The sequence below is a fragment of the Mycobacterium sp. NGS22 genome (assembly GCF_059813095.1).
This window is the reverse complement of the sequence record NZ_JCALDY010000006.1, coordinates 145207-168995: the sequence shown is the minus strand read 5'-3', so window position 1 is coordinate 168995 and position 23789 is coordinate 145207. Positions and strand designations below refer to the sequence as shown.

Sequence of the window (23789 nt, the reverse complement as noted above, 5' to 3'; positions counted from 1 at the left end):
AACATCGGTGTGACTCACATGTCGATATCCGTCGAGCCTGCCCTGCCGGCGGCCCACGGACCGTTGTCGACGGCGGTGCACCGTACGCTGACGGCGCCGCCCTCGCGCGAGCAAACCGGGCGGATCAGCGCGTCGGTGCGCGATTCCGACCCGTTCGGCCTGGACCTGCAGCTGGCGCTGTACATGTGCTACGAGCTGCACTACCGCGGTTTCGCTTCGGTGGACCCGGGCTGGGAGTGGAATCCGGGCCTGCTGGGATTTCGTGCCGAGTTGGAGCGGGCCTTTCTGGCCGGAGTCCGCCGCGACGTGGGCCCCATCCAGCCCGGTGACACGGCCGACGCCGAAATGGACGCGCTGGCAATCGAACCCAAGGACGGCACCGGGTTGTCGTATCACCTGCGTGACGGCGGGACGTGGGAGCAGATGCGCGAGTACTTCGTGCACCGCTCGCTCTACCACCTCAAGGAGGGCGACCCGCACGCCTTCGCGATTCCCCGGTTGACGGGGACCGCCAAGGCCGCGTTCGTCGCCGTCGAGTTCGACGAGTACGGCGCCGGGCGGGGTCCGGCGATGCACCAGCAACTGTTTGCCGACCTGTTGGATGCCGCCGATCTGGACTCGACGTATCTGGGCTATCTGGATGCGGTACCCGCCGAATCGCTGGCGGTGGTGAACCTGATGTCCATGTTCGGTCTGCACCGGCGGTTGCGGGGCGCGGCGGTGGGGCATTTCGCGGCGACCGAGATCACCTCACCGCCGGGTTCCAAGCGCATGGTCGATGCGCTGCGCCGCATGCAGGCCCCGGCCGCGTGCGTGGAGTTCTACCGCGAGCATGTGGAAGCCGACGCCGTGCACGAGCACGTGGTGCGCTTGGATGTCGTCGGGGACCTGGTTGCCCGCGAGCCGCATCTGGACTGCGACGTCGTCTTCGGCATGCGCGCCAACGCCGCTGTGGAAGACCGCCTGGCCGACGCCATCATGGCGGCGTGGCAGCGGGGCGAGTCGTCGCTACGCCGGCCGCTCGGTTAGCTGCTTGACTTTGGCCGGCCGGCACCGGCGGTGACTGGTGTCGCACAGCGGATAGTCCTGACTGCGGCGACAAGTGCAGACCGCCACCATGAACCGGTCCGACTCCACGACCTCGCCGTCGGGCATCTCGATGCGCACCGGCCCGGAAACCAGCACCGGGCCATTGGGAATCACCTGCACCCGGGTGGTACTCACGGCTTGTCTGCTCGGATCACGACGATTTCCTCTTCCCGACGACCCGGGGGGATCAGGCCGATCTCCTCGAGCCATTCTGCCCGTGCCGTGAGCACCGGCCCGAACGGGATCAGTTGACTGGCAACGACGTCGGCGTCCATGCCGCTGGCGCGCAGCTGGTCCAGCGACCGCTGCACTCCAGCCAGCGCCGAGTGCACCAACAACAGAGATCCGCCGTTGCACAACAACTTTGACGCCGATTCACACAGCGGATCGAGAGTCTGCCGACCGTCTATCCCGGCGTTCCACGCCCAGGACGGGCCGGCCGCGGCCGGGATGTGTTCGGTGTCGTCGACGGGCGGCGTTGGCACGTAAGGAGGATTGGAGACCACGACGTCGAACGAGCCGCACTCGAGTGCGTCGATCCACGAGCCGTGGCGCACATCCACCTCGACCCCGGCGCCGGCGGCGTTGTCCTGGGAACAGCTGACGGCGTGCGGGCAGATGTCGAATGCTGTGACACTTGCGCAACCCATTTCGGCTGCCGATATGGCGACGAACCCGGATCCGGTGCACAGGTCCAGCACTCGGCGATGCCGGATCAGACCTGTCCACCGCATGGTGTCGACGAGCAAGTGAGAATCGTGTTGTGGCTGGTAAACGCGTTCTGCGATCGGATCCGCATCCGAAGCCGGCAACGTGCTTGTCATGGCCTGATTAATGCCCGCAGACGATTATGTTAAACCTCTTGGCCTATCTGCTGGGTTAAGAGGTGCGCGCCGCTGCTTGACCCAGCTTCTGGACGACCGTCTCACAAAACGCCGAAAGGTCCTTGGGCGAGCGGCTGGTGACGATATTGCCGTCCACCACCACTTCTTCGTCGACCACCCGGGCACCGGCGTTGCGCAGATCGGTACGAATGCTGGGATACGACGTCAGCTTGCGTCCGGCGACCACGCCGGCTTCCACCAGCGTCCAGGGACCGTGACAGATCGCGGCGACCAGTTTCCCGGAATCGACGAAATCACGGACGAACGCCACGGCGTCCTTGTCCAGGCGCAGCTTGTCGGGGTTGACCGTGCCACCGGGCAGGATCAGCCCGTCATACTCGTCCACCGACACCTCGGCTACCTTTCGGTCCACTTCGAAAGTCCCGGCCGGCTCGAGGTCGTGATTGCGGGCCTCGATCTCACCGTCCTTCAGCGACAGCAGGTCGGTCTGGGCGCCGGCGTCCTGCAGAGCCTTGCGGGGTTCTTCGAGCTCGACCTTCTCCACCCCGTCGGCGGCCAGAAACGCAATCCGCTTGCCGTCCAACTCATTTGACATCGTCACTACTCCTCTTCGGGGATTTTCCGCTACGGATTGAGGACAACCTTGGTGCAGCCGTCCTGCTTGTGCTTGAAGATCTCGTATCCATGGGACGACTGGTCGAGCGGAAGGTGGTGGCTGATGATCATCGTCGGGTCGATCTCGCCACTGCGGATCCGCTCCAGCAACGGTCGCATGTACCGGTGCACGTGGCATTGCCCGGCCTTGATGGTCAGCGACCGGTTCATGATGGCGCCGATCGGGAACTTGTCCATCAACCCGCCGTACACCCCGACGATGGAGATCGTTCCGCCGTTACGGCAACTCAAGGCAGCTTCCCGAAGTGCGTGCGGCCGTTCGGTTTCCAGCCGCGCCGCCTGCTTGACCCGGTCGTAGGCGTCCACCAGGGTGGAGCCGTTGCGCGCTTCCAGGCCGACCGCGTCGATGCAGTGGTCGGGTCCGCGGCCGGCCGTGATGTCGCGCAACTCGTCGAGTACCGATGTCTCGGCGAAATTGAGGGTGCTGGCGCCCAGCTTCCGGGCCAGCTCGAGCCGGTACGGAACCTGGTCGATGGCAATGACTTTCGACGCTCCGAGCAGCAGCGCGCTGACCACCGCGAACAGGCCCACCGGCCCGGCGCCCCATACCGCCACCACGTCGGTGGACTTGATGTCGCACATCTCGGCGCCCATGTAGCCCGTGGGCAAGATGTCGGAAAGGAACAGCACCTGGTCGTCGGTCAGGTCGTCCTCGATCTTCAACGGTCCCACGTCGGCGAACGGCACCCGGGCGTATTCGGCCTGCCCGCCGGCGAATCCGCCCATCATGTGCGAGTAGCCGAACAGCCCGGCGGGAGAATGGCCCATCAGCTTTTCGACCATGCCGGCGTTGGGGTTGGAGTTCTCGCACAGCGAGTACAGGTCGCGGTCACAGGCCGAGCAGGATCCGCACGCGATCGGGAACGGCACCACCACGCGGTCACCCACGGCCAGGTTGTGCACGTTTTTGCCGACTTCGACGACCTCGCCCATGAATTCGTGGCCCAGCACGTCACCGTGCTTGACGGTGGGAATGTATCCGTCGTAGAGGTGCAGGTCGGAGCCACAGATCGCGGTCGAGGTGACTTTGACGATCGCGTCACGGTCGTTGAGGATCTTCGGATCCGGGACCGATTGCACCTCAACGCTGTTGCGGCCGGCCCAGACAGTTGCCTTCATCGTTCAGCCTCCTTGGCCTGCCGGTTGCGCGGATTGCTGATGCATCTGCCGGAAGGCGACTACACCGTCCGGCGAGCCGTCCGAACGCATCACCTGGCCGGTTTCCATGATCTGCTTGAAGCGGCGCAGGTCGTCGTTGACCTGCTGGTCGGGAGACTCCCCCAGCAGGGTCGCCGCCGCTTTCGCCACGGCCCCGCCCGGGATCTGATAACCGATGGTGACCCGGACTTCGGTGCCCTTGCCGGTGTTGTCCGGGGTGAACTCGACGCGTCCGCTGTTGGCAATTCCCGAGCCCGGCAACGACTGCCACGCGATCCGCCTGCCGGGCTCGTCCTCGACAATCTGCGCGTCCCAGCGAATAGGTTGTCCCACAGGGGCGTTGGCGGTCCAGCGCGACCGGCCGTTTCCGTCGACGACAACGGACTGCAGGTGATGCATGAAGCTGGGTAGCTTCTCCAGATCCCGCCAGTAGTTGTAGACGTCGTCCGGCGGCCGCTGAATGGTCACGGCCGCACGCAACGTTTCGTTCCGCTGCGCGCTGGCGTGCCGCGGTCCTGCGCCGCCGGTGGTGCGCAGCGCGGCGTAGAGGTCGAGTCCGCCGATAACCGTAAGTGCGGCAGCCGAAATGAGCCCACGCCGGCGTCGGCCCGGCCCGCGCTTCGCGACACCGACAGCGAGCGCGGCGACGTCCAGCACGTCACCGGCCACCCGGGTCCACACCAATTTCTCCGAACCGAGCAAAAGCGCTGCGCCGTGGGCGCATTCGCGCAGACCCAGGGCGCGAATGACGGTGCGGGAGCGTTGCGTCTCATCGACACCGGCCAGCGCGGCGACCCCGCCGGGCGCCACAATCTCCGAAAGACCCAGTCCCAGGCTGGCTACGCCGAGGCCTTTCACCAGAGTCATAGTTGTGTTTGCCTCGGACTCACTCATCGCAACAACCCCTCGTCCAGATCCGGTAGCGGATCCGACCCGCTATCGCAGCCATACCCCGGCAGTTAGCACCCAAACCTGCACGCACGCGGCTCAGGCGGAAGCCGCGCGCAACGCCTCGAGGAGCGGTTCGGCTGCTTGTTCGAGGAATTGCTGCTGAGTTTCGCCCCCGATCTGGATGAGCGCGATGTCACTGAAGCCGGCTTCCCAGTAGGGCTTGACGGCTTCGACAATGGCATCCAGGTCGGGACCACACGCAATGCTGTCGGCCACGTCTTCGGGTCGGACGAACTGCGTCGCGCCGGCGAAACCTGCCGGTGTCGGCAGGTCGGCGTTGACCGACCAGCCGCCGGCGAACCAGCGGAACTGATCGTGCGCACGCTCGACGGCGGTGTCGCGGTCGGGATCCCAGCAGATCGGTATCTGGCCGATCACCCGGCCCGCACCGGGCCACCCGCCGCTCTGGCGCGCCACGTGCCAGGCGTCGACCAGCTCGTTGTCGGGTTGCACCGCTACCAGGTGGTCGGCCAGCTTGCCGAGCTTCTCGACACCTCGCGCCCCGGTGAGCGCGACCGCGATGCCGGGCAGGACGTCGGGCACGTCCCACAGGCGCGCGGAGTCGACCTGGAAATAATCGCCACGCCAGTCGACGAGTTGCCCGCCGAACAACTCGCGGATGATCTTGATGGCTTCGCGCAGCATGTCCTGCCGGCGTTCGATGGTCGGCCAGCCTTTGCCGACCACGTGTTCGTTGAGGTTCTCGCCGCTACCGAGGCCGAGCGTGAAACGTCCGTCGGCCAGGATCTGCACGGTCGCGGCCTGCTGCGCCACGATGACCGGGTGATACCGCATCGTCGGGCACGTCACATAGGAGTAGAGGTCCACTCGCTCGGTGGCGTGCGCGACCGCGCCCAACACCGCCCACGCATTCGGGGCGTGCCCCTGCGTGGCCAGCCACGGGGAGAAGTGATCACTGCAGACTTCGAAGTCGAAGCCTCGCTGCTCGGCCGAAACCGCGTCGCGCACAAGGTCTTTGGGGCCACATTGCTCTGTCATCAAGGTATAGCCGAACCGTGCCATACCTTTCGGATACCCCTGGCCACTGAACGCAAACGACGGCGTCAGAACGGTGGGGGCTCGTCCTCGGGGCTGGGCGGTGCGGGGCTGCTGGAGCTGACGGGCTCGGCTCGCCGCGTCATCCGGGCTGCACGGTTGTGCCGACGTTCCGCCTTGACGCGCTGGGCACGGTCCTGAGCGCGGGTGCGGCGGCGCTTGGGCATCATCGCGCTGCGCTCGGCGCAGTAGTCGGCCGGTGGTGGGGTTTCGGGGGCGGGCATGCCGCCGACCGCGGCACACAGACTCGGAAACAGCAGCGCGCTGCCAGGGGTGGTGACGTAGGTGTCTCCGGCCGGGGAGGTCAGGATCAGGGTGCCGTCGGCCAGTTGCTTTTCAGTCCAGCCCCAGAACGTCTTCATCAAATGATGCGTACGGCAATAGCACTTGATATTCGCCGCGTGCGTGGGTCCGCCCGCCGCGTAGGGAACCGTGTGTTCCAAATCGCAGCGCGCCGCGGGCACATCGCAACCCGGCCAGCGGCACGTCAGGTCCCGGCAGCGGACGAAGTCAGCCAGGGCTTTGGACGGGGTGTAGTGGGGTTCGGGTGCGGCCCAGCCGGGGTTTGCCAGCGGCACCAACTTGGCCGAGCGGGCCAGCTCGGCAATCAGATCGGGAGTTATCAACCCGTTGGTTGCCACCTCGGAGCCGGGCGCACCGCCGTTGCCGTGCAGGCTGGCCTGTTCGGCGATCACGTGAATCACCACCGGCGACACCGGCGCACGGGCACCGGCCGTACAGTCCGGGCGTTCGCAGCGACAGCCCAGACGCTCTGCCCGGGCCGCCAGTGCTCCCAGCGCATCGGCACGGCGCTGAGCCGCGGTACGCGGGTCGTGTGGGCACACCGTGGCCGCCAGCGCCGTCAAACACCGGTCCAGGGCATGCCCATCAGGAGTCGACAGGGTGCCTTCGATGTGCGACAAGCCCTCGGAGTCGTCCCAGATCGTCACCTCCCGGCCCTGCCGGCGCTCCTTGCGTCGGCGCACCGCGTCGGCGTCCGCGCGCGCCACGATCCGATCCACCTGACCCGCCAGCCGCCCGCGACTCAGCGAAGGCCAGCGCGTCACGTTGACTGCGATCAACTCATCGACCCGGGCCAACACCTCCGGGTCTTCGATCAGATCGGTGCGGAACACGATCGTGCGGAACGTCGAGCCGTCGATGTCGCCAGCGCAGAACACCTCGCCAACCCTGGGCAGCCGCTCGCGCATCGCCCGAGCGACGTGCAACTGACTCATCGCCAGGCCATGACCGATCCGCAACGCGGCCGCCACCTCCGCCGCCACCGCGTCCATCGTGTCGACACACCACTGCTCGGTATCCGAACACCGCGACAACCGATGCGCGAACAACTCCCCGATCTTGACCAGTTGCGCGGCCGCCGCCCGGTTCTCGGCCACCGCGTCCGCCCGGATCCCGTCGATCAATCCGGTCGACACCGCGGTGGTAGAGGGGTGCCTGCGCTCCCGGTACTCGTCGTTCGCAGCTGTATCGAACATAATTTCGATAATGCCACGGGACGGTGACAACCCGTCAGAGCCGCTCTTTGACCGCCGCTGACAGGCGGGATCCGTCGGCCTTCCCCTCGGCGATGCCGGTGGCGACCTTCATCACCAAGCCCATCTGCTTCATGGAGGGACGCTGCCCGATGTCCTCAGCCACCTGCGCGATCGCGGTGTCGACCACATCGGCCACCTCGGCATCGGTGAGCGGTGTCGGCAGATATTCGTCGATGATCCGGGCCTCGGCGTGCTCGTTGGCGGCGAGCTCACCGCGTCCGTTCTGGGTGTAGATCTCTGCCGCCTCGCCGCGTTTGCGGGATTCCCTGGCCAGCACCTTGAGTACCTCGTCGTCGGGGAGCTCCCTGGCCTCCTTCCCCGACACTTCCTCGGTCTGGATTGCGGCCAGCACCATGCGCAACGTCGCGGTACGCAACTTCTCCTGCGCTTTCATCGCCTCGGTCAGGTCGGCCCGAAGCCGGGCTTTCAATTCCGCCATTGCTCAGACGCTACGCGCACGGCGGTGAGTGCAGGACCGACGTTGAGAATTGCAGCGACCATCTACAGGATGGACCCCATGACGAATGACGACAGCGGCTGCCGACGGTGAGCACGCTGCCGCCTGACGCCCCACCGCCCGCGTACGGTCCCCCACCCGCGTACGGTCCCCCGCCGGGCTACGGCGCCCCGCCTCCGGGCTACGGCCCCCCGCCGCCGGGCTACGGTCCCCCGCCTGGCTACGGTGCCCCGCCTGCGTACGGCGCCCCGCCGCCGGGTTACGGCGCCCCGCCGCCGGGCTACGGTGCCCCGCCTGGCTACGGCGCCCCGCCTCAGGGCTACGGCCCCCCGCTGATCCCGGGCGCCGCGAAACCCGGCATCATCCCGCTCCGACCCCTGACCCTCAGCGACATCTTCAACGGCGCTGTGGGCTATATCCGCGCCAACCCGAAACCGACACTGGGCCTGACGGCCATGGTGGTGGTCGTCATGCAGGTGCTTTCGCTGTTGCTCACGATCGGCCCGCTGACCGCCGCCAACAGTTTCGATTCCGACAGTGCCGAACCGAACCTTGCGGCGGTAGGTGCGTGGACGACATCGATAGGTGGCAGCGCGCTGGTCGGTTGGCTGGGCGGAATTCTGCTCAGTGGGATGCTGACCGTCGTCGTGGGGCGTGCGGTGTTCGGTTCACCGATCACCATCCGCGAAGCGTGGGTCAAGGTACGCGGTCGGATCCTTGCGCTGCTGGGTCTGGCGCTGCTCGAGGCCGCCGGTGTGGCGGTGATCGTCGGATTGGTCGTGGTGATCCTGGTAGGGATCGCGACCGCAGCCAACGGCGCGGTGGCGGCAGTGCTGGGTTTCCCGCTGCTGCTGGCGGTGGTGGCACTGATGGCCTATGCGTACACCGTGCTGATGTTCGCCCCGGTGCTGATCGTGCTGGAACGGCTGCCGGTCTTCGACGCCATCACGCGGTCATTCGCTTTGGTACGCAATGGTTTCTGGCGGGTCTTCGGTATTCGGCTGCTGGCGGCATTGGCTGTCGGGATTATCGGCGGCGCGATCGCGATGCCGTTCGGAATCGTCGGCGAGATAGCGTTGATGGGCGCGTCGGGCACCACCGCACTGCTCGTCGGCACCACCCTGTCGACCATCGGAGGGGCCATCAGCCAGATCGTGACCGAGCCGTTTCTCGCCGGGGTGGTCGTGCTGTTGTACACCGACCGGCGGATCCGGGCCGAGGCGTTCGACCTGGTACTGCAGACCGGTACGGCCGGCGGTCCGGTCGAGTCCACCGACAATCTCTGGCTGACGCGGCCCTTCTGACGGACAGCCGACATGCCTGCCATCGACATCGATCGCGATGCCGCCCACGACGCCGCGCAACGCGAACTCAACAAACCGATCTACCCCAAACACTCGCTGACCGACGAAATCTTCGCCAAGATCAGTGAATTCCTGTTCCGGGTGCTGCAGAAGACCTCGTCGGTACCGGGCGGCTGGTTCACCGTCACCGTGCTGCTCATCCTGGTGGCGATCGCCATCGCGGTCGCCGTCCGAATCGCCCGGCGCACCATACGTACCAACCGCGGCGGCGACTACGAGTTGTTCGACGCCGGCCTGCTGACCGCGGCCCAGCATCGAGCCACCGCGGAAGCACTTGCCGCCGAAGGGAATTGGGCGGCGGCGATTCGCCATCGGCTACGCGCGGTAGCCCGGGAGTTGGAGGAGACCGGTGTGCTCACCCAGGTCCCCGGTCGCACCGCCAACGAACTGGCCTCCGACGCCGGCTCGGCACTTCCGCATCTGGCCGGCGAATTGTCCCAGGCGGCAACGGCATTCAACGACGTGACTTACGGCGAGCGGCCGGGCACCCAAGGCGCCTATCAGATGATCGCCGATCTCGACGACCATCTGCGGTCGCGTTCGACGGCTTCGTCGGTGGTGGGACAGCCCCCGACACCGAACGCATGGGCGCAGATCCGGTGACGACGACACATGTGGCACCCGGCGCGGCCCGACAGCGACGCCCCTGGCGCGGCGTCCTGCTCGCGCTGGCCGCCCTGGCCGTCGTCGCCGCAATCACCACGTATCTGACGGCGCCGCGGCCCGGCGGCACGATGGACCCCGAAGCCACCAGCCCGTCGGGTGCACACGCGCTGGTCACACTGCTTCGCGAGGGCGGCGTCGAGGTAGTGGTCGCGGACAGCGTCGCCGACGTGGAACGCGCGGCCCGGCCCGACGCACTGCTGCTGGTGGCACAGACGCAGTACCTGAGCGACAACTCCCTGCTGGCTCGCATCGGGAAAGTGCCCAGCGATCTTCTGTTGGTGGACCCCACCACCCGGGCGCGCACGGCGTTGACACCGCAACTGCGCGTCGGCGCCGCGAGCAAGTTCGACAACGAGCCCAATTGCTCGTTACCGCAAGCCAATCGGGCCGGAACGGTCAACTTCGGATCCAGTGAGGCATACCGGGCCAAGGGCGACCTGGACCTCGTCAGCTGCTACGGCGGCACGCTGGTCACCTACCGGGATGAGGGCCGGACCGTCACGGTGGTGGGCAGCAGCGACTTCATGACCAACGACGGGCTCCTTGAAGAAGGCAACGCGGCGTTGGCGATGAACCTCGCCGGCATGCGACAGCGCCTCGTCTGGTTCGCACCGCAACACGTCGAAGGCCACAAATCCGCGCCCAACTCGATCTCCGATCTGATCCCGGACAATGTGACGTGGATCGTCTGGCAGCTCTGGCTGGTCGTCGCGCTGGTGGCGTGGTGGAAGGGACGACGGGTGGGTCCGCTGGTAGCCGAGGAGATGCCGGTGGTGGTCCGCGCCTCCGAGACGGTAGAAGGCCGGGGCCGGCTGTACCGCTCCCGTCGCGCCCGCGATCGTGCCGCCGAAGCGCTGCGCACCGCCACGCTGCAACGATTGGCCCCCCGGCTGGGTCTGGGTCCCGACGCCGCACCGGGCGCGGTGGTGACGACGGTGGCCCGGCGCAGCGGGACCGACCCGGACTTCGTCCAGTACCACCTGTACGGGCCGCCGCCGGACAACGACACCGACCTACGAAACCTCGCTCTTGCGCTCGACGACATCGAAAGGCAGGTCACCCACTCGTGACACAGTCCCCTCCCGCACAATCCCCGGTCGCAGACCAGGCTCGTGAAGCACTGCTGGGGTTGCGCACCGAGATCGCCAAAGCCGTCGTCGGCCAGGACGGGGTGATCAGCGGCCTGGTGATCGCGCTGCTGTGCCGCGGCCACGTGCTGCTGGAAGGCGTTCCCGGCGTGGCGAAGACGCTGATGGTGCGGGCACTGGCCGCCGCTCTGCAGCTGGAGTTCAAACGGGTGCAGTTCACCCCGGACCTGATGCCCGGCGACGTCACCGGCTCGCTGGTCTACGACACCCACACCGCGGAGTTCGCCTTCCGGCCCGGTCCGGTGTTCACCAACCTGCTGTTGGCCGACGAGATCAACCGCACCCCGCCCAAGACGCAGGCCGCGCTGCTCGAGGCGATGGAGGAGCGTCAAGTCACCATCGACGGTGCACCCAAGCCGTTGCCCGACCCGTTCATCGTCGCGGCGACCCAGAACCCGATCGAGTACGAGGGCACATATCAACTGCCCGAAGCCCAGCTGGACCGGTTCCTGCTGAAGTTGAACGTGACGCTGCCACCGCGGGACGCCGAGATCGCCATCCTCGGCCGGCACGCCCACGGTTTCGACCCGCGCGATCTGTCGGCCATCCAACCGGTGGCGGGACCCGCCGAACTGGCGGCCGGTCGGGAAGCGGTGCGGCAGGTGCTGATTGCCGACGAGGTGCTCGGCTACATCGTCGACATCGTCGGGGCCACCCGTTCCTCCCCCGCACTGCAGCTGGGCGTCTCGCCGCGGGGCGCGACCGCACTGCTGGGCACTGCCCGGTCCTGGGCGTGGCTGTCGGGACGCAACTACGTCACCCCCGACGACGTGAAGGCGATGGCCCGCCCGACGTTGCGGCACCGGGTCATGCTGCGGCCGGAAGCCGAATTGGAAGGCGCCACCCCGGACGGCGTGCTCGACGGCATCCTGGCCTCGGTCCCGGTGCCCCGCTAGTGATCCTTACCGGACGCACCGGGCTGCTGGCACTGATCTGCGTCCTGCCGATCGCGGTATCTCCCTGGCCGGCAAGGGCTTTCGAGATGCTGCTGGTGGTGTTGGTGATGTTGGTGGCGATCGACGTGGTGCTGGCGGCCAGTCCCCGCCGGCTCAGTTACACCCGTTCGCCGGACACCTCGGCCCGGCTCGGCCAACCGGTGGACGCCGGCCTGACGATCCACAATGCCGGTGTGCGCCGGTTCCGGGGACAGGTGCGGGACGCGTGGCCGCCCAGTGCGCGCGGGGCGCCGCGCGTCCACCGGCTGGCGATCGCCCCCGGCCAGCGCGAGCAGATTGTCACCCAACTGCGGCCGGTTCGGCGCGGCGACCAGCGTGCGGCGGTGGTCACCGGCCGGTCGATCGGACCGCTGGGATTGGCCGGGCGGCAGAGTTCGCAGTCGGTGCCCGGACACGTCCGGGTGCTGCCGCCGTTCCTGTCCCGCAAGCACCTGCCGTCGCGGCTGGCCAAGCTGCGCGAGATCGACGGCCTGCTACCGACTCTGATCCGCGGGCAGGGCACCGAATTCGACTCGCTGCGTGAGTATGTCGTCGGCGACGACGTGCGGTCCATCGACTGGCGGGCCAGCGCACGTCGCACCGACGTCATGGTCCGTACCTGGCGGCCCGAACGGGACCGGCGCGTGGTGATCGTGCTGGACACCGGACGCATGGCCGCGGGGCGGGTCGGTGTGGATCCGACGGCGGCCGATCCCGCGGGATGGCCACGACTGGACTGGGCGATGGACGCGGCATTGTTGTTGGCGGCATTGGCATCCCGCGCGGGTGACCATGTCGACTTCCTGGCCCACGACCGGGTCAGCCGGGCCGCGGTGTTCGGCGCCTCACGCACCGAACTGCTTGCCCAACTCGTCGACGCGATGGCTCCGCTGCAACCGGCGCTCATCGAATCCGATTGGCGGACAATGGTTGCCACCATTCTACGGCGCACCCGACGGCGGTCGCTGGTGGTGCTGCTGACCGACCTGAACGCGACCGCGCTGGACGAGGGCTTGCTGCCGGTGCTGCCTCAGCTGTCGGCCAAGCACCACGTCCTGGTGGCCGCGGTAGCCGACCCGCGCATCGATCAACTGGCCGCCGGGCGGTCGGACGCGGCGGCGGTGTACGACGCGGCGGCGGCCGAACGCTCCCGCAACGAGCGACGGGCCATCGCCTCCCGGCTGCGGCGCAGTGGGGTCGAGGTCGTCGACGCGCCGCCCACCGAGATCGCGCCCGGGCTGGCCGACCGCTACCTGGCGATGAAGGCGACCGGCCAGTTGTAACCGCGCGCCCATTGTGAATCCTGCGACGCATCTACGGCGTGTCGTGTCGTGAGATTCACGCTCGCGCGGGGCTTCAGCTGGTGGGTACGACGTCGGGCGCGTCCTCGATATCCCCGGTCTCCCCGGCGGCCACCCCGCGGCGCCCGAAGTAGACGACGTAAGACAGGAATGCCACTTCGGCCAGGACGCCGATACTGATCCGGGCAAAGGTCGGCAACGGCGACGGCGTCACCATCGCTTCGATAAGTCCCGAGACCAGCAGCACGCCTACCAGTCCGACGGCGACCGACACGACTCCACGGCCTTCCTCGGCCAGCACCTGTCCGCGCGGCCGATCACCAGGGGATATCACCGACCAGCCGAGCCGCATCCCGATCGCGGCGGCCAGAAACACCGCCGTCAGCTCCAGCAATCCGTGCGGCAGCAGCAGGCCCAGCAGCAGCCCGCCCTTGCCGGCCGGGAACATCAAGCCGGCGATCACCGCCACGTTCGCGGCATTGTCGAAGAGCACGAACGGTATCGGTAGACCCAGCACGACCGACATCGCGATGCATTTGGCCGCCACCCAGGAATTGTTCACCCAGACCTGCAGGGCGAATGCCCCGGCGGGGTGCTCACTGTAATAGGACTCGACGTCGTGGTTGATCAGTTCGTTGATCTCGGCGGGTGTCCCGACCAGCGACTGCACCTCGGGGTTGCCGGCGACCCAGAGCGCCATGATCACGACGACGGCGAAGAACGCCGCTGCCGTCGCCGCCCACCAGCGCCACGCCCGGTAGGCGACGACGGGAAAGGACACCGTCCAGAAACGAACGAAGGTACTGGTCATCGGGGCGTGCGCGCCGGTGACCGCAGACCGTGCCCGGGCGACCAGACTGGACAGCCGGCCGGTCAGCAGGGAATCGGAGGACACCGAACGCAGGATCGACAGATGGGTGGACACCCGCTGGTAGAGCTCGACGAGTTCGTCGATTTCGGCACCGGTCAACGAGCGACGCTTCTTGATCAACTGATCGAGCCGGTCCCACGTGCTTCGGTGGGTCAGCAAGAACGCGTCGACGTCCACGCTGCGCAGCCTACCGGCCACTTCTCAGCCTGTAGCGTTCCCAGGTATGTCGGAGGTGGTGACCGGGGACGCCGTGGTGCTCGACGTCCAGATCGCGCAGTTACCGGTGCGGGCGCTGAGCGCGATCATCGATATCACCGTGATATTCGTCGTCTACTTCGTCGGACTGGTGTTGTGGGCGGCCACGTTGTCGCAATTCGACCAAGCGCTGACCGTGGCGTTCCTGATCATCTTCACGGTGCTGGCGATGGTCGGTTATCCGGTGATCATTGAGACCGCGACGCGGGGCCGGTCGCTCGGCAAGATGGCACTGGGCCTGCGAGTGGTGTCCGACGACGGTGGTCCAGAGCGCTTCCGGCAGGCGTTGTTCCGGGCGCTGGCCGCCGTGATCGAGATCTGGATGCTGTTCGGCAGTCCCGCGGTGATCTGCAGCCTGTTCTCACCCAAGGCTAAGCGGGTGGGCGACATGTTCGCGGGCACCATCGTGGTCAGCGAGCGCGGTCCCCGGCTGGCGCCGCCGCCGATGATGCCGCCACAGCTGGCCGGCTGGGCGGCGTCGCTGCAATTGTCCGGGCTCAGCGCCGGCCAAGCCGAGATCGCCCGTCAATTCCTGTCCCGGGCAATGCAGCTCGACCCGAGGCTGCGTGACCAGATGGCCTACCGGATAGCCGGTGAGGTGGTATCGCGGATCGCGCCGCCGCCACCGCCGGGGGCGCCGCCGCAGTTGGTGCTCGCCGCGGTGCTGGCCGAACGGCATCGTCGCGAGCTGGCCCGGCTGCGGCCGGCCACGCCGCCGCAGGGCTGGCCGCAACCCCAGGGGTGGATGCCGCAGGGTGCGGGGCCGTGGCCAGTGCCGCAGGGCGCGGGTCCGTGGCCAGTGCCGCAGGCACCGCCGTCGCCCCCGCAGGGCGCGGGTCCGTGGCCAGCGCCGCAGGAACCATCGCAGGCACCGCCGTCGCCCCCGCAGGAACCATCGCAGACACCGCCCTCACCCCCGCAGACACCGCCATCACCCCCGGTGAGCGCGGACGCCGGCGGGTTCGCGCCGCCGAGCTAGAACTGCGCGACGCTGGCGGCAAGGAGGGCGACGTCGGTCACCAGCAGCCCCAATCCCGCCAGTGGCACCGCGACGCCGCCGCGTCGCTTGGCGGTGAAGACCGAGGCGACGATGACCAGCAGAGCCACCACCGGCGGGCCGTAGAACAGGACGTCGAAGTCGATCCCTCTGCCCAGTCGCGGGCACCGGTTCTCGCTGCACGAGTCGGTGCTCATGACCGCCCCGAGGGCAAAGAGCATCACGATGGCGGCTCCGGGCACCGTCAGCAAGGCCAGCACCCAGTTGACCCGGACGCGGGTTTTGGCGCCGTCATCTGGGCGGTAGCTCGGATCGGCCAAGCTCCCCGGACCCGTCCGTGCCACCAGGTCGCGGTGGTTGCCATTCATGGGTCAGGCACTTACCCGGACCCGGGGTGATGCAAACCGGGACTTCCAGCCCCCGGATGGACCTACGTTGCATCACGATAGTTTCCGATATATCGTTATAGTCAGCAAAACACACCAACCTAAAGGACTTGACTATGAACACCCCTTTCACTCCCCCCAATGGGCCGTTCGGCCCCCATCCAGGCACCGGATTCGGCTTCGGTCCCGCACAACGCCGTGCATTCCACGGCGCCAGACGACAAGCCCGCCGCGACTTCATCGAGACTCTCCGCGGCAACGCCGGTGAGCACGACGGGCCGTTCGGTTTCGGCCCGGACTTCGGGCCCGCCCCCGGCTTCGGGCCAGGCTTCGGATTCGGCCGGCCGGCATTCGGTGGACCCCGCGGCGGCGGGCGTCGCGGCGGTCGCGGCCGTCGCGGCGACGTGCGTGTGGCGATCCTGGTACTGCTCGCCGAGCGGCCCATGCACGGCTACGAGATGATTCAGCAGATCGCCGAGCGCAGCAACGGGATCTGGAAGCCGAGCCCGGGTTCGGTCTACCCGACCCTGCAGCTCCTCGCCGACGAGGGGCTGATCACCGCGGACGAGACCGACGGCAGCAAGAAGCTATTCGCGCTGACCGAGGACGGCCGGACCGCGGCGGAGAACGTCGGGACGCCGCCGTGGGACGAGATCGCCGAAGGCGTGGACCCCGCGCACCTCAACCTGCGGACCGCGGCGCGTCAACTGTTCGGCGCGGTCGGACAGTCGGCGCACGCCGCCAGTCCCGAGCAGCAGCAACGGATTGTCGACGTGCTCAACACGGCCCGCCGCGAGATCTACGGCATCCTCGGCGAGGACTGAGCCTCCCCCGCCGCGAGCGCGCTCAAATGTACGGCTGTACCGGCGTGCCGGTGTACATATGAGCGCGTTCGCGGGCGGCGTCAGGACACGTCGACCCAGTCCAGGGTCCGCTGCACCGCTTTGCGCCAGCCTTCGTAACCCTCGGCGCGCTGGTCGTCGTCCCAGTTCGGCGTCCAGCGCTGGTCTTCCTGCCAGTTGGCGCGCAGGTCGGACGGGTCCGCCCAGAATCCGACCGCCAGGCCCGCCGCGTAGGCGGCACCCAGCGCCGTGGTCTCGGCGACGACCGGCCGCACCACGTCCACTCCGAGCACGTCGGCCTGGATCTGCATGCACAGGTCGTTGGCGGTGATGCCGCCGTCGACCTTCAGAATCTCCAGGCGCACACCGGAATCGGCCGCCATCGCCTCCACCACGTCGCGGCTCTGGTAGCAGATCGCCTCCAGGGTCGCGCGCGCCACGTGCGCGTTGGTGTTGTAGCGCGACAGGCCCACGATCGCGCCGCGGGCGTCGGATCGCCAATAGGGGGCAAACAGACCGGAGAACGCCGGAACGAAGTAGACCCCGCCGTTGTCGTCGACCTGCCGGGCCAGGGACTCGCTCTGTGCGGCGCCGCTGATGATGCCCAACTGATCCCGCAACCACTGCACCGCCGACCCGGTCACCGCGATCGAACCCTCAAGCGCGTAAACGGGTTTGGCGTCACCGAACTGATAGCAGACAGTGGTCAGCAGACCGTTTTCCGAGCGCACGATCGTCTCACCGGTGTTCAGCAACAGGAAATTGCCCGTCCCGTAGGTGTTCTTGGCCTCACCGGAGTCCAGGCACACCTGGCCCACCATTGCGGCGTGCTGGTCACCGAGCACACCGGTGATCGGGACCTCACCGTCGAAGGGACCGGAATCGGTGGTAACGCCGTACGGCTGCACCGGGGACGACGGTTCGATCCTGGGCAGCATCTCCCGCGGGATATCGAAGAACGACAACAACTCGTCGTCCCAGTCCAGCGTTTCCAGGTTCATCAACATGGTCCGGCTGGCGTTGGTGACATCGGTGACGTGCACGCCACCGTGCGGGCCCCCGGTCAGGTTCCACAGCACCCACGTGTCGGCGGTGCCGAACAGCGCATCGCCCCGCCCGGCCGCCTCGCGCACGTCATCGACATTCTGCAAGATCCACTGCAATTTCCCGCCCGAGAAATACGTCGCGGGCGGCAGGCCGGCCTTGCGGCGGATCACGTCACCGCGGCCGTCGCGGTCCAGCGCGCTGGCGATGCGGTCGGTGCGGGTGTCCTGCCAGACGATCGCGTTGTAGTACGGCCGTCCGGTCTTGCGATCCCAGACCAGCGTCGTCTCTCGCTGATTGGTGATGCCAAGCGCCGCAATGTCTTTCGTCGTGACCTTGGCAGAGTTCAGCGCCGTGCGCAGCACCGAGACGGTGCGCTCCCAGATCTCCACCGGGTTGTGCTCGACCCAGCCCGCCTTCGGCAGGATCTGCTCGTGCTCGAGCTGGTGCCGGGCGACTTCGGTGCCGTCATGGTCGAAGATCATGCATCGGGTGCTGGTCGTGCCCTGGTCGATGGCGGCAATGAGATCAGGAGATTCGGCCAACGTTGCGCTCCTCGGATCCGGCACTGGCTGTAATCGTCCAATGATTGCTTCATCGTTCATGATTGCTTATATGGCTGCTGACATCGAGGGCATGCCGCGCGGCGGTCCCGACGCGTCGTGGCTGGACCGGCGGTTGGAGACCGACCGGCTGGAGTACATCGACCGCGACGACGTGGCAAGGAAGAAGCGCGCGGCGATCCGCTCACTGGACCGCGCGGGGCGGCTGTTCGGGTTGCACAAGACGGTCGCCCGCATCGTGCTCGAGGAAGTGCGCGCCGCGCCCGAGCCCAAGATCCTCGAACTCGGATCGGGCCACGGCGGACTCTCCCAGACGCTGCTGAACCTGCATCCCAGCGCCCAACTCACGGTCACCGACGTGGACCCCTCGCTGGTGGCCGCGATCGGCACCGGCGCGCTGGGCTCGCACCCGCGCGCGAGGATCCGGCAGCTGGACGCCACCGACATCGACGCCCCCGACGGCAGCTACGACCTGGCAGTGTTCGCATTGTCGTTTCATCACCTGCCGCCGCCGCTGGCGTCCCGGGTGTTCGCCGAAGGCACCCGGGTCGCGGACAAGTTGGTGATCATCGACCTGCCGCGGCCACCGTCGCTCCTGCACATCGTGCGGCTGGCGCACATGTTGCCGTTGACGATGTTCGCGATGCCCCACGACGGGGTCATCAGCTCGCTGCGGGCCTACAGTCGCTCGGCGCTGCTGGCACTCGCCCGGCACGCCGACCCTACGATTGAGGTCACGCTGCGCGGCGGCACCGTGTTCAACAGGTCGTTGCGTCCGCTGCCGCAGATCGCGGTGGCGACCCGTCGCGATCGTTCAACCTCGGCTTAGAAAGGGATCTGTGGGCGAAGAGGTCAAATGCACCACGTACGACCCCGAACAACGGCGGGAGTACCGGCACAAGGTGCAGCTGTGTCTGGACGTCTTGGAGAAGATGCTGGCCCGAACCAGCTTCGACTTCGAGCGCCCGCTGACCGGCATGGAAATCGAATGCAACCTCGTCGACGCCGACTACCAACCCGCGATGTCGAATCGGTCCGTGCTGGCAGCGATCGCCGACCCGGCCTATCAGACCGAATTAGGCGCCTACAACATCGAATTCAACGTGCCGCCGCGCCCGTTACCCGGACACACCGGACTGGACCTGGAAAGCGAGGTGCGGGCCAGTCTCAACGACGCGGAAACCAAGGCCAACGCCGGCGGTTCGCACATCGTGATGATCGGCATCCTGCCCACCCTGATGCCCGCGCATCTGGACGACAACTGGATGAGCGAATCCAAGCGCTACACCGCACTCAACGAGTCGATCTTCACCGCTCGCGGTGAAGACATCCCGATCGACATCGCCGGCCCGGAGCCGCTGAGTTGGCAGGCTGCCTCCATTGCGCCCGAATCAGCTTGCACCAGTATGCAATTGCACCTGCAGCTGGCCCCGGACGACTTCGCCGCCAACTGGAACGCGGCGCAGGTGCTGGCCGCGCCGCAACTGGCGCTGGGTGCGAATTCACCCTTCTTCTTCGGTCACCGACTGTGGGCCGAAACGCGCATCGAGCTGTTCGCACAGTCCACCGACACCCGGCCCGAGGAGCTGAAAACTCAAGGCGTGCGGCCCCGGGTGTGGTTCGGCGAACGGTGGATCAGCTCGGTCGCCGACCTGTTCAAGGAGAACATCCGCTACTTTCCGTCGCTGCTGCCCGAGATGTCCGAGGAGGACCCCGAAGCAGAGCTGAAAGCCGGACGCGCGCCGCAGCTGTCCGAACTGCGGCTGCACAACGGCACCGTCTACCGCTGGAACCGGCCGGTGTACGACGTCGTGAACGGCCGCCCGCACCTGCGGCTGGAGAATCGGGTACTCCCCGCCGGCCCGAGTGTCGTTGACATGGTGGCGAATTCGGCTTTCTACTACGGCATGCTGCGCACGTTGTCCGAAGCCGAGGACCCGCTGTGGTCACACCTGAGTTTCCCGGTGGCACAACGCAATTTCCTGCAGGCCGCGCGCCAGGGCATCGATGCGCGGCTGCACTGGCCGGGAGTCGGCGAGACCAGCACGCGAGAGTTGGTGCTGAACACCTTGCTGCCGATGGCGCATGCGGGTCTGCAGCGCTGGGGTGTCGACGTGGAAGTGCGTGACCGCTTCCTGGGCGTCATCGAGGGCCGGGCCAAGGCCGGGCGCAACGGCGCGACGTGGCAAGTGGCCACCGTTGACGCGCTGGAAAGAGGCGGCATGGACCGGTCGCGCGCCCTGGCCGAGATGCTGCGCCGGTACTGCGAGCACATGCACGCCAATGAACCGGTGCACACCTGGGACGTCTAGCCGCGCGTACGTTGGGAACATGACCACACCCGAGGTAATGGACTGGGACGACGCGTACCGGGAGAAAGTTTTCGACGCGCCGCCGCCGTGGAACATCGGTGAGCCGCAACCGGATCTGGCCGCGCTGATCGCCGCGGGCAAAGTGCACGGTGAGGTGCTCGACGCCGGATGTGGGGTGGCCGAGTTGTCGCTCGCACTGGCCGCCGAGGGTTACACCGTAGTCGGTATCGACCGCTCGCCCACAGCCATTGCCGAGGCCACCAGGGCCGCCGAGACGCGGGGGTTGTCCACGGCCACATTCGTTGCCGACGACATCACCAAGTTCTCCGGGTACGACGGCCGCTTCGGCACGGTGATCGACAGCACGTTGTTCCATTCGCTGCCGGTCGCAGACCGCGACGCCTACCTGAGCGCGGTGCATCGCGCTGCGGCGCCGGGGGCCGATTTCTACGTTCTGGCATTTGCCAAGGGCGCGTTCCCGGCGGAGTCCCCGGTCAAGCCCAATGAAGTCGACGAGGACGAATTGCGCACGGCCGTCGGCAAGTACTTCGAGGTCGACGACGTGCGGCCGGCAGCGGTGCACGGCAACATGCTCGAGGTACCCGGCATGCCGCCCTGGCCGCATCCGCGCGACGACAAGGGCCGCGTGATGATGCCCGCCTACCTACTGAGCGCGCACAAGGCTTAGGTAGTGCCTTGCAGGAAGATGCCCGCCAAGTGGTGACCGACGTTGGACAGACCCGAGACCACGCTGTCGACCGCGAGCGGCAGCGTGCCGACGTTGCCGAATCCGGAGATGGCACGACCCCAGTTCGAGATACCTGATATGCCGTCGCCGAAGACGTTCAACCCCGAGCTGGACAACAATCCCAGTGGATTCTGGTTGACGAAGCCCGACAAACCGGTTCCCCGGTTGTAGAAGCCCGAGCTTCCGCCGACGCCACTGTTGAAGAAGCCGGACGACGGGTTGTCCACCGCGTTGAAGAAGCCGGGGACCGGTGGGAGCTGAATTTCGGCGATCGTGGTCGCATCCAAAGTGATGCTCGGGATGTCGATGGCCGGCAGCAGGAAGTCGCTCAGTCCGATCGGCGGAATGGTCAACGGCGGAGTGGCGAACGGCCGGATGGTTATCTCCGGAAGGTCGAACTGGCCGAGGTTGATAGGCGGGATGGAGATGCCCGGCAGGCTGAACCGTGGCCAGCTGACCGTCGGTAGGTTGAACGGTTCCAAGTGGATTGGCGGGATCGTGATGGGGTCGATCTTGAAGCCGGAAAGGGTAATCGGCGGAATACTGTAGGGATCACCACCGGGGCCGCTGATGGTGAGTGTCGGCAGCGTCATGGCGCCGATCTGAATGCTGGGTAAGCCGAACTGGCCGATAGAGCCGCCCGCATTACTGATGGAAATCGGAATGGTGAACGAACTCAGGGTGACACCGAGCTCAGGCAAGATGATACCGGTATCGATCAGCCGGATGAGCGTCTGGCCACCGCCGGCCACACCGATGACGAAACTCGGAATCGACAGCGTCGGAATAGTAATCGGCGGCACGGTAACCGACGGCAGACTCCACGGATCAATCGTGACCAGGGGCGTCTTGAAAAGTGGAATCTCAATCCGGGGAAGGGTTACCTGTGACACCTCGAGAGGCGGCGTGGTGATCTGCGGCAGGTCGAACCCACCTATGCGGAAGGAGGGCAGCGATCCGGGCTCGATAATGATCGGCGGAACCGTGATGGCCGGCAGTTCGAATTCGGCCAGACCGATCGGCGGCAGGACGAAGCCCGGGAACTGGATCGACGGGATGGAGATCTCGGGCAGGTCGAACGCACCTACCGGGATCGGCGGGATATGTATGGGGGGCAGCGTGATATCGGGTGTGCCGATCCTGAAGTAGGCGCCGCCTTGCTGGTTGCCGGTGAAGAAGAACCCGTTGTTCTGGTTGCCAGAGTTGTAAGCGCCCGTATTTATGCTGCCGGAGTTGGCGAATCCGGTATTGGTGTTGCCGGTATTGAAGCTGCCGGTATTGATCGATCCCGGGTTGACGTCGCCGGTGTTGTAGTTGCCGACGTTGTAATTGCCCGAGTTGGTCGTGCCTGCGTTGAAATTGCCGGTATTGAAGGTGCCGGGATTGAAGAATCCCGTGTTTGCGATACCTGAATTACCGAGCCCGGTGTTGTAGCTGCCGGAGTTGAAGAGACCAAAGTTTCCGGTACCGGAGTTGAAGAAGCCGATGTTGCCGTTCCCGGAGTTGAACAAACCGATGTTGTTGGTGCCCGAGTTCAGTTGGATCCCGGTCTGGTTGTTTCCGGTGAGCCCGATGCCGACATTGTTGTTCCCGGTATTGGCGAAGCCGATATTGAAGTTCCCCGCATTCGCGAATCCCTGATTGCCGGTGCCGAAGTTGCCCAGCCCCAGATTCGAGATGCCCAAGTTACCCCAACCGAAATTCGAATCGCCGAAGTTTCCAGATCCGATGTTGAAGTTTCCGAGATTGCCGTTGCCGAAGTTGGCAATGCCGACGTTGCCCAGGCCGATGTTGGAAGCGCCGACGTTGGCGAGACCGATTGTGATGTCGAGTGTCCTGGTGGCTGCTGCGGCTAACGGCGTGCCCGCGGCCGCGCCGAGCAGGCCCTTCAACGGCGCGACAAACGGCTCGAGTGCTGACACCGCTGCCGACGCTCCGCTGTAGTAGCCGATCATCGCGGCTACATCCTGCGCCCACATCTCCTCGTAGACGGCCTCGGCGGCCGCGATCGCCGGCGCATTGAATCCCAAAATGTTCGACAGCACCAACTGCACGAAGTTGGACCGGTTGGCGGCCACCGCGAGCGGATGCACGGTCGCGGCCACTGCCGACTCGAATGCGCTGACGACCGCTTTGGCCTGCGCGGCCGCGCCGAGCGCCTGAGTGGAAGCCGCGCTCAGCCAGGCGGAGTACGGCGCCGCCGCCACCGACATCGCCGCGGACGCCGGGCCCTGCCATGCCTGACCGGTCAGGCCCGAGGTGACAGAGGCGAATGATTCTGCCGCTGAACTCAATTCGGCGGCCAGAGCATCCCAGGCGCCGGCCGCCTCCAGCATCGGGCTTGGTCCGGCACCGGTAAAGAGTCGCAACGAGTTGAGTTCTGGCGGCAACACAAAGAAGCTCATCGGAAACCTTCCTGACGGGGCCGACGTCAAAGCGGATCACCGGGCAGGGTGCACAGGCGCCCACCCTGTTCATGCACCTCAACACGTACCGAGCGTCAAGCTACTCCACACACGCGCAATATGACCAGTGCTTCGCCGCGATTCCCAGACCTTTTGCACGGA

At 66.7% G+C, this 23789-nt stretch carries 23 protein-coding genes; 11 read left to right on the top strand and 12 right to left on the bottom strand.

Annotated features, from left to right (window positions below; genetic code table 11):
* Positions 1–18: 18 nt before the first annotated feature.
* On the top strand, positions 19–1029 hold the full coding sequence (locus AC5Y47_RS07775; protein WP_499943332.1) for an iron-containing redox enzyme family protein: 1011 nt from the start codon (positions 19–21) through the stop codon (positions 1027–1029).
* Here AC5Y47_RS07775 and AC5Y47_RS07770 read toward each other — a convergent pair.
* The 8 genes from AC5Y47_RS07770 to AC5Y47_RS07735 all read right to left on the bottom strand — a co-directional run bounded on the left by AC5Y47_RS07770 (position 1009) and on the right by AC5Y47_RS07735 (position 7772).
* Complete coding sequence (locus AC5Y47_RS07770; RefSeq protein WP_499943331.1) at positions 1009–1224, bottom strand: CDGSH iron-sulfur domain-containing protein; 216 nt, start codon at positions 1222–1224, stop codon at positions 1009–1011. The genes AC5Y47_RS07775 and AC5Y47_RS07770 overlap by 21 nt on opposite strands.
* Positions 1221–1913, bottom strand: coding sequence for a HemK2/MTQ2 family protein methyltransferase (locus AC5Y47_RS07765; RefSeq protein ID WP_499943330.1), 693 nt, complete (start codon positions 1911–1913; stop codon positions 1221–1223). The genes AC5Y47_RS07770 and AC5Y47_RS07765 overlap by 4 nt, the downstream gene beginning before the upstream one ends.
* 55 nt (positions 1914–1968) lie before the next feature.
* Entirely contained in the window at positions 1969–2529 is a 561-nt protein-coding gene (locus AC5Y47_RS07760) for a type 1 glutamine amidotransferase domain-containing protein (protein WP_499943329.1), read from the bottom strand.
* Between the two features lie 29 nt (positions 2530–2558).
* Positions 2559–3728, bottom strand: a complete 1170-nt coding sequence (locus tag AC5Y47_RS07755; RefSeq protein WP_499943328.1) for a zinc-dependent alcohol dehydrogenase — start codon at positions 3726–3728, stop codon at positions 2559–2561.
* A 3-nt stretch (positions 3729–3731) separates the two neighbouring features.
* The gene (locus AC5Y47_RS07750; protein ID WP_499943327.1) at positions 3732–4634 is read right to left on the bottom strand and encodes an SRPBCC family protein; all 903 of its coding nucleotides are present in this window, start codon (positions 4632–4634) and stop codon (positions 3732–3734) included.
* A gap of 120 nt (positions 4635–4754) precedes the next feature.
* A complete protein-coding gene (locus AC5Y47_RS07745) occupies positions 4755–5741 on the bottom strand; it encodes an LLM class F420-dependent oxidoreductase (RefSeq protein WP_499943326.1) in 987 nt (328 codons plus the stop codon).
* A 41-nt stretch (positions 5742–5782) separates the two neighbouring features.
* Entirely contained in the window at positions 5783–7273 is a 1491-nt protein-coding gene (locus tag AC5Y47_RS07740; protein ID WP_499943325.1) for an HNH endonuclease signature motif containing protein, read from the bottom strand.
* Between the two features lie 34 nt (positions 7274–7307).
* Positions 7308–7772 carry a GatB/YqeY domain-containing protein gene (locus tag AC5Y47_RS07735; protein ID WP_499943324.1) on the bottom strand — a complete coding sequence of 155 codons (465 nt, stop codon included), beginning with the start codon at positions 7770–7772 and terminating at the stop codon, positions 7308–7310.
* A 98-nt stretch (positions 7773–7870) separates the two neighbouring features.
* On the opposite strand from AC5Y47_RS07735, the gene AC5Y47_RS07730 reads away from it, so the two are divergent.
* From AC5Y47_RS07730 to AC5Y47_RS07710, 5 genes are read left to right on the top strand one after another with little or no spacing between them, the layout of a single operon-like run.
* Positions 7871–9094 carry a hypothetical protein gene (locus tag AC5Y47_RS07730; protein ID WP_499943421.1) on the top strand — a complete coding sequence of 408 codons (1224 nt, stop codon included), beginning with the start codon at positions 7871–7873 and terminating at the stop codon, positions 9092–9094.
* A gap of 12 nt (positions 9095–9106) precedes the next feature.
* Positions 9107–9757: a DUF4129 domain-containing protein gene (locus tag AC5Y47_RS07725; RefSeq protein ID WP_499943323.1), complete on the top strand. Its 651-nt coding sequence runs from the start codon at positions 9107–9109 to the stop codon at positions 9755–9757.
* A complete protein-coding gene (locus tag AC5Y47_RS07720; protein WP_499943322.1) occupies positions 9739–10890 on the top strand; it encodes a DUF4350 domain-containing protein in 1152 nt (383 codons plus the stop codon). Before AC5Y47_RS07725 ends, AC5Y47_RS07720 begins: the two co-directional genes overlap by 19 nt.
* The gene (locus AC5Y47_RS07715; RefSeq protein WP_499943321.1) at positions 10887–11864 is read left to right on the top strand and encodes an AAA family ATPase; all 978 of its coding nucleotides are present in this window, start codon (positions 10887–10889) and stop codon (positions 11862–11864) included. The genes AC5Y47_RS07720 and AC5Y47_RS07715 overlap by 4 nt, the downstream gene beginning before the upstream one ends.
* Positions 11864–13186 (top strand): DUF58 domain-containing protein, encoded by a 1323-nt coding sequence (locus AC5Y47_RS07710; RefSeq protein WP_499943320.1) that lies wholly within the window; start codon positions 11864–11866, stop codon positions 13184–13186. Before AC5Y47_RS07715 ends, AC5Y47_RS07710 begins: the two co-directional genes overlap by 1 nt.
* 73 nt (positions 13187–13259) lie before the next feature.
* On the opposite strand, the gene AC5Y47_RS07705 is transcribed toward AC5Y47_RS07710, so the two are convergent.
* A complete protein-coding gene (locus AC5Y47_RS07705) occupies positions 13260–14252 on the bottom strand; it encodes a stage II sporulation protein M (RefSeq protein ID WP_499943319.1) in 993 nt (330 codons plus the stop codon).
* Between the two features lie 46 nt (positions 14253–14298).
* On the opposite strand from AC5Y47_RS07705, the gene AC5Y47_RS07700 reads away from it, so the two are divergent.
* The gene (locus AC5Y47_RS07700) at positions 14299–15309 is read left to right on the top strand and encodes an RDD family protein (protein WP_499943318.1); all 1011 of its coding nucleotides are present in this window, start codon (positions 14299–14301) and stop codon (positions 15307–15309) included.
* Here AC5Y47_RS07700 and AC5Y47_RS07695 read toward each other — a convergent pair.
* Positions 15306–15695 carry a hypothetical protein gene (locus AC5Y47_RS07695; protein ID WP_499943317.1) on the bottom strand — a complete coding sequence of 130 codons (390 nt, stop codon included), beginning with the start codon at positions 15693–15695 and terminating at the stop codon, positions 15306–15308. The genes AC5Y47_RS07700 and AC5Y47_RS07695 overlap by 4 nt on opposite strands.
* A gap of 134 nt (positions 15696–15829) precedes the next feature.
* On the opposite strand from AC5Y47_RS07695, the gene AC5Y47_RS07690 reads away from it, so the two are divergent.
* On the top strand, positions 15830–16537 hold the full coding sequence (locus AC5Y47_RS07690) for a PadR family transcriptional regulator (RefSeq protein ID WP_499943316.1): 708 nt from the start codon (positions 15830–15832) through the stop codon (positions 16535–16537).
* An 80-nt stretch (positions 16538–16617) separates the two neighbouring features.
* Here AC5Y47_RS07690 and glpK read toward each other — a convergent pair whose 3' ends face one another.
* Positions 16618–18204 carry a glycerol kinase GlpK gene (gene glpK / locus AC5Y47_RS07685; protein WP_499943315.1) on the bottom strand — a complete coding sequence of 529 codons (1587 nt, stop codon included), beginning with the start codon at positions 18202–18204 and terminating at the stop codon, positions 16618–16620.
* 10 nt (positions 18205–18214) lie between these two features.
* Between glpK and AC5Y47_RS07680 the strand changes: the two genes are divergently transcribed.
* From AC5Y47_RS07680 to AC5Y47_RS07670, 3 genes are read left to right on the top strand one after another with little or no spacing between them, the layout of a single operon-like run.
* Positions 18215–18991 (top strand): class I SAM-dependent methyltransferase, encoded by a 777-nt coding sequence (locus tag AC5Y47_RS07680; protein WP_499943314.1) that lies wholly within the window; start codon positions 18215–18217, stop codon positions 18989–18991.
* Positions 18992–19001: 10 nt separating this feature from the next.
* Positions 19002–20474 carry a glutamate-cysteine ligase family protein gene (locus tag AC5Y47_RS07675; RefSeq protein WP_499943313.1) on the top strand — a complete coding sequence of 491 codons (1473 nt, stop codon included), beginning with the start codon at positions 19002–19004 and terminating at the stop codon, positions 20472–20474.
* A 19-nt stretch (positions 20475–20493) separates the two neighbouring features.
* Positions 20494–21162 carry a class I SAM-dependent methyltransferase gene (locus AC5Y47_RS07670; RefSeq protein ID WP_499943312.1) on the top strand — a complete coding sequence of 223 codons (669 nt, stop codon included), beginning with the start codon at positions 20494–20496 and terminating at the stop codon, positions 21160–21162.
* Here the strand turns inward: AC5Y47_RS07670 and AC5Y47_RS07665 are convergent.
* On the bottom strand, positions 21159–23627 hold the full coding sequence (locus tag AC5Y47_RS07665) for a PPE domain-containing protein (RefSeq protein WP_499943311.1): 2469 nt from the start codon (positions 23625–23627) through the stop codon (positions 21159–21161). The two genes, AC5Y47_RS07670 and AC5Y47_RS07665, sit on opposite strands and share 4 nt — an antisense overlap.
* Positions 23628–23789: the final 162 nt, after the last annotated feature.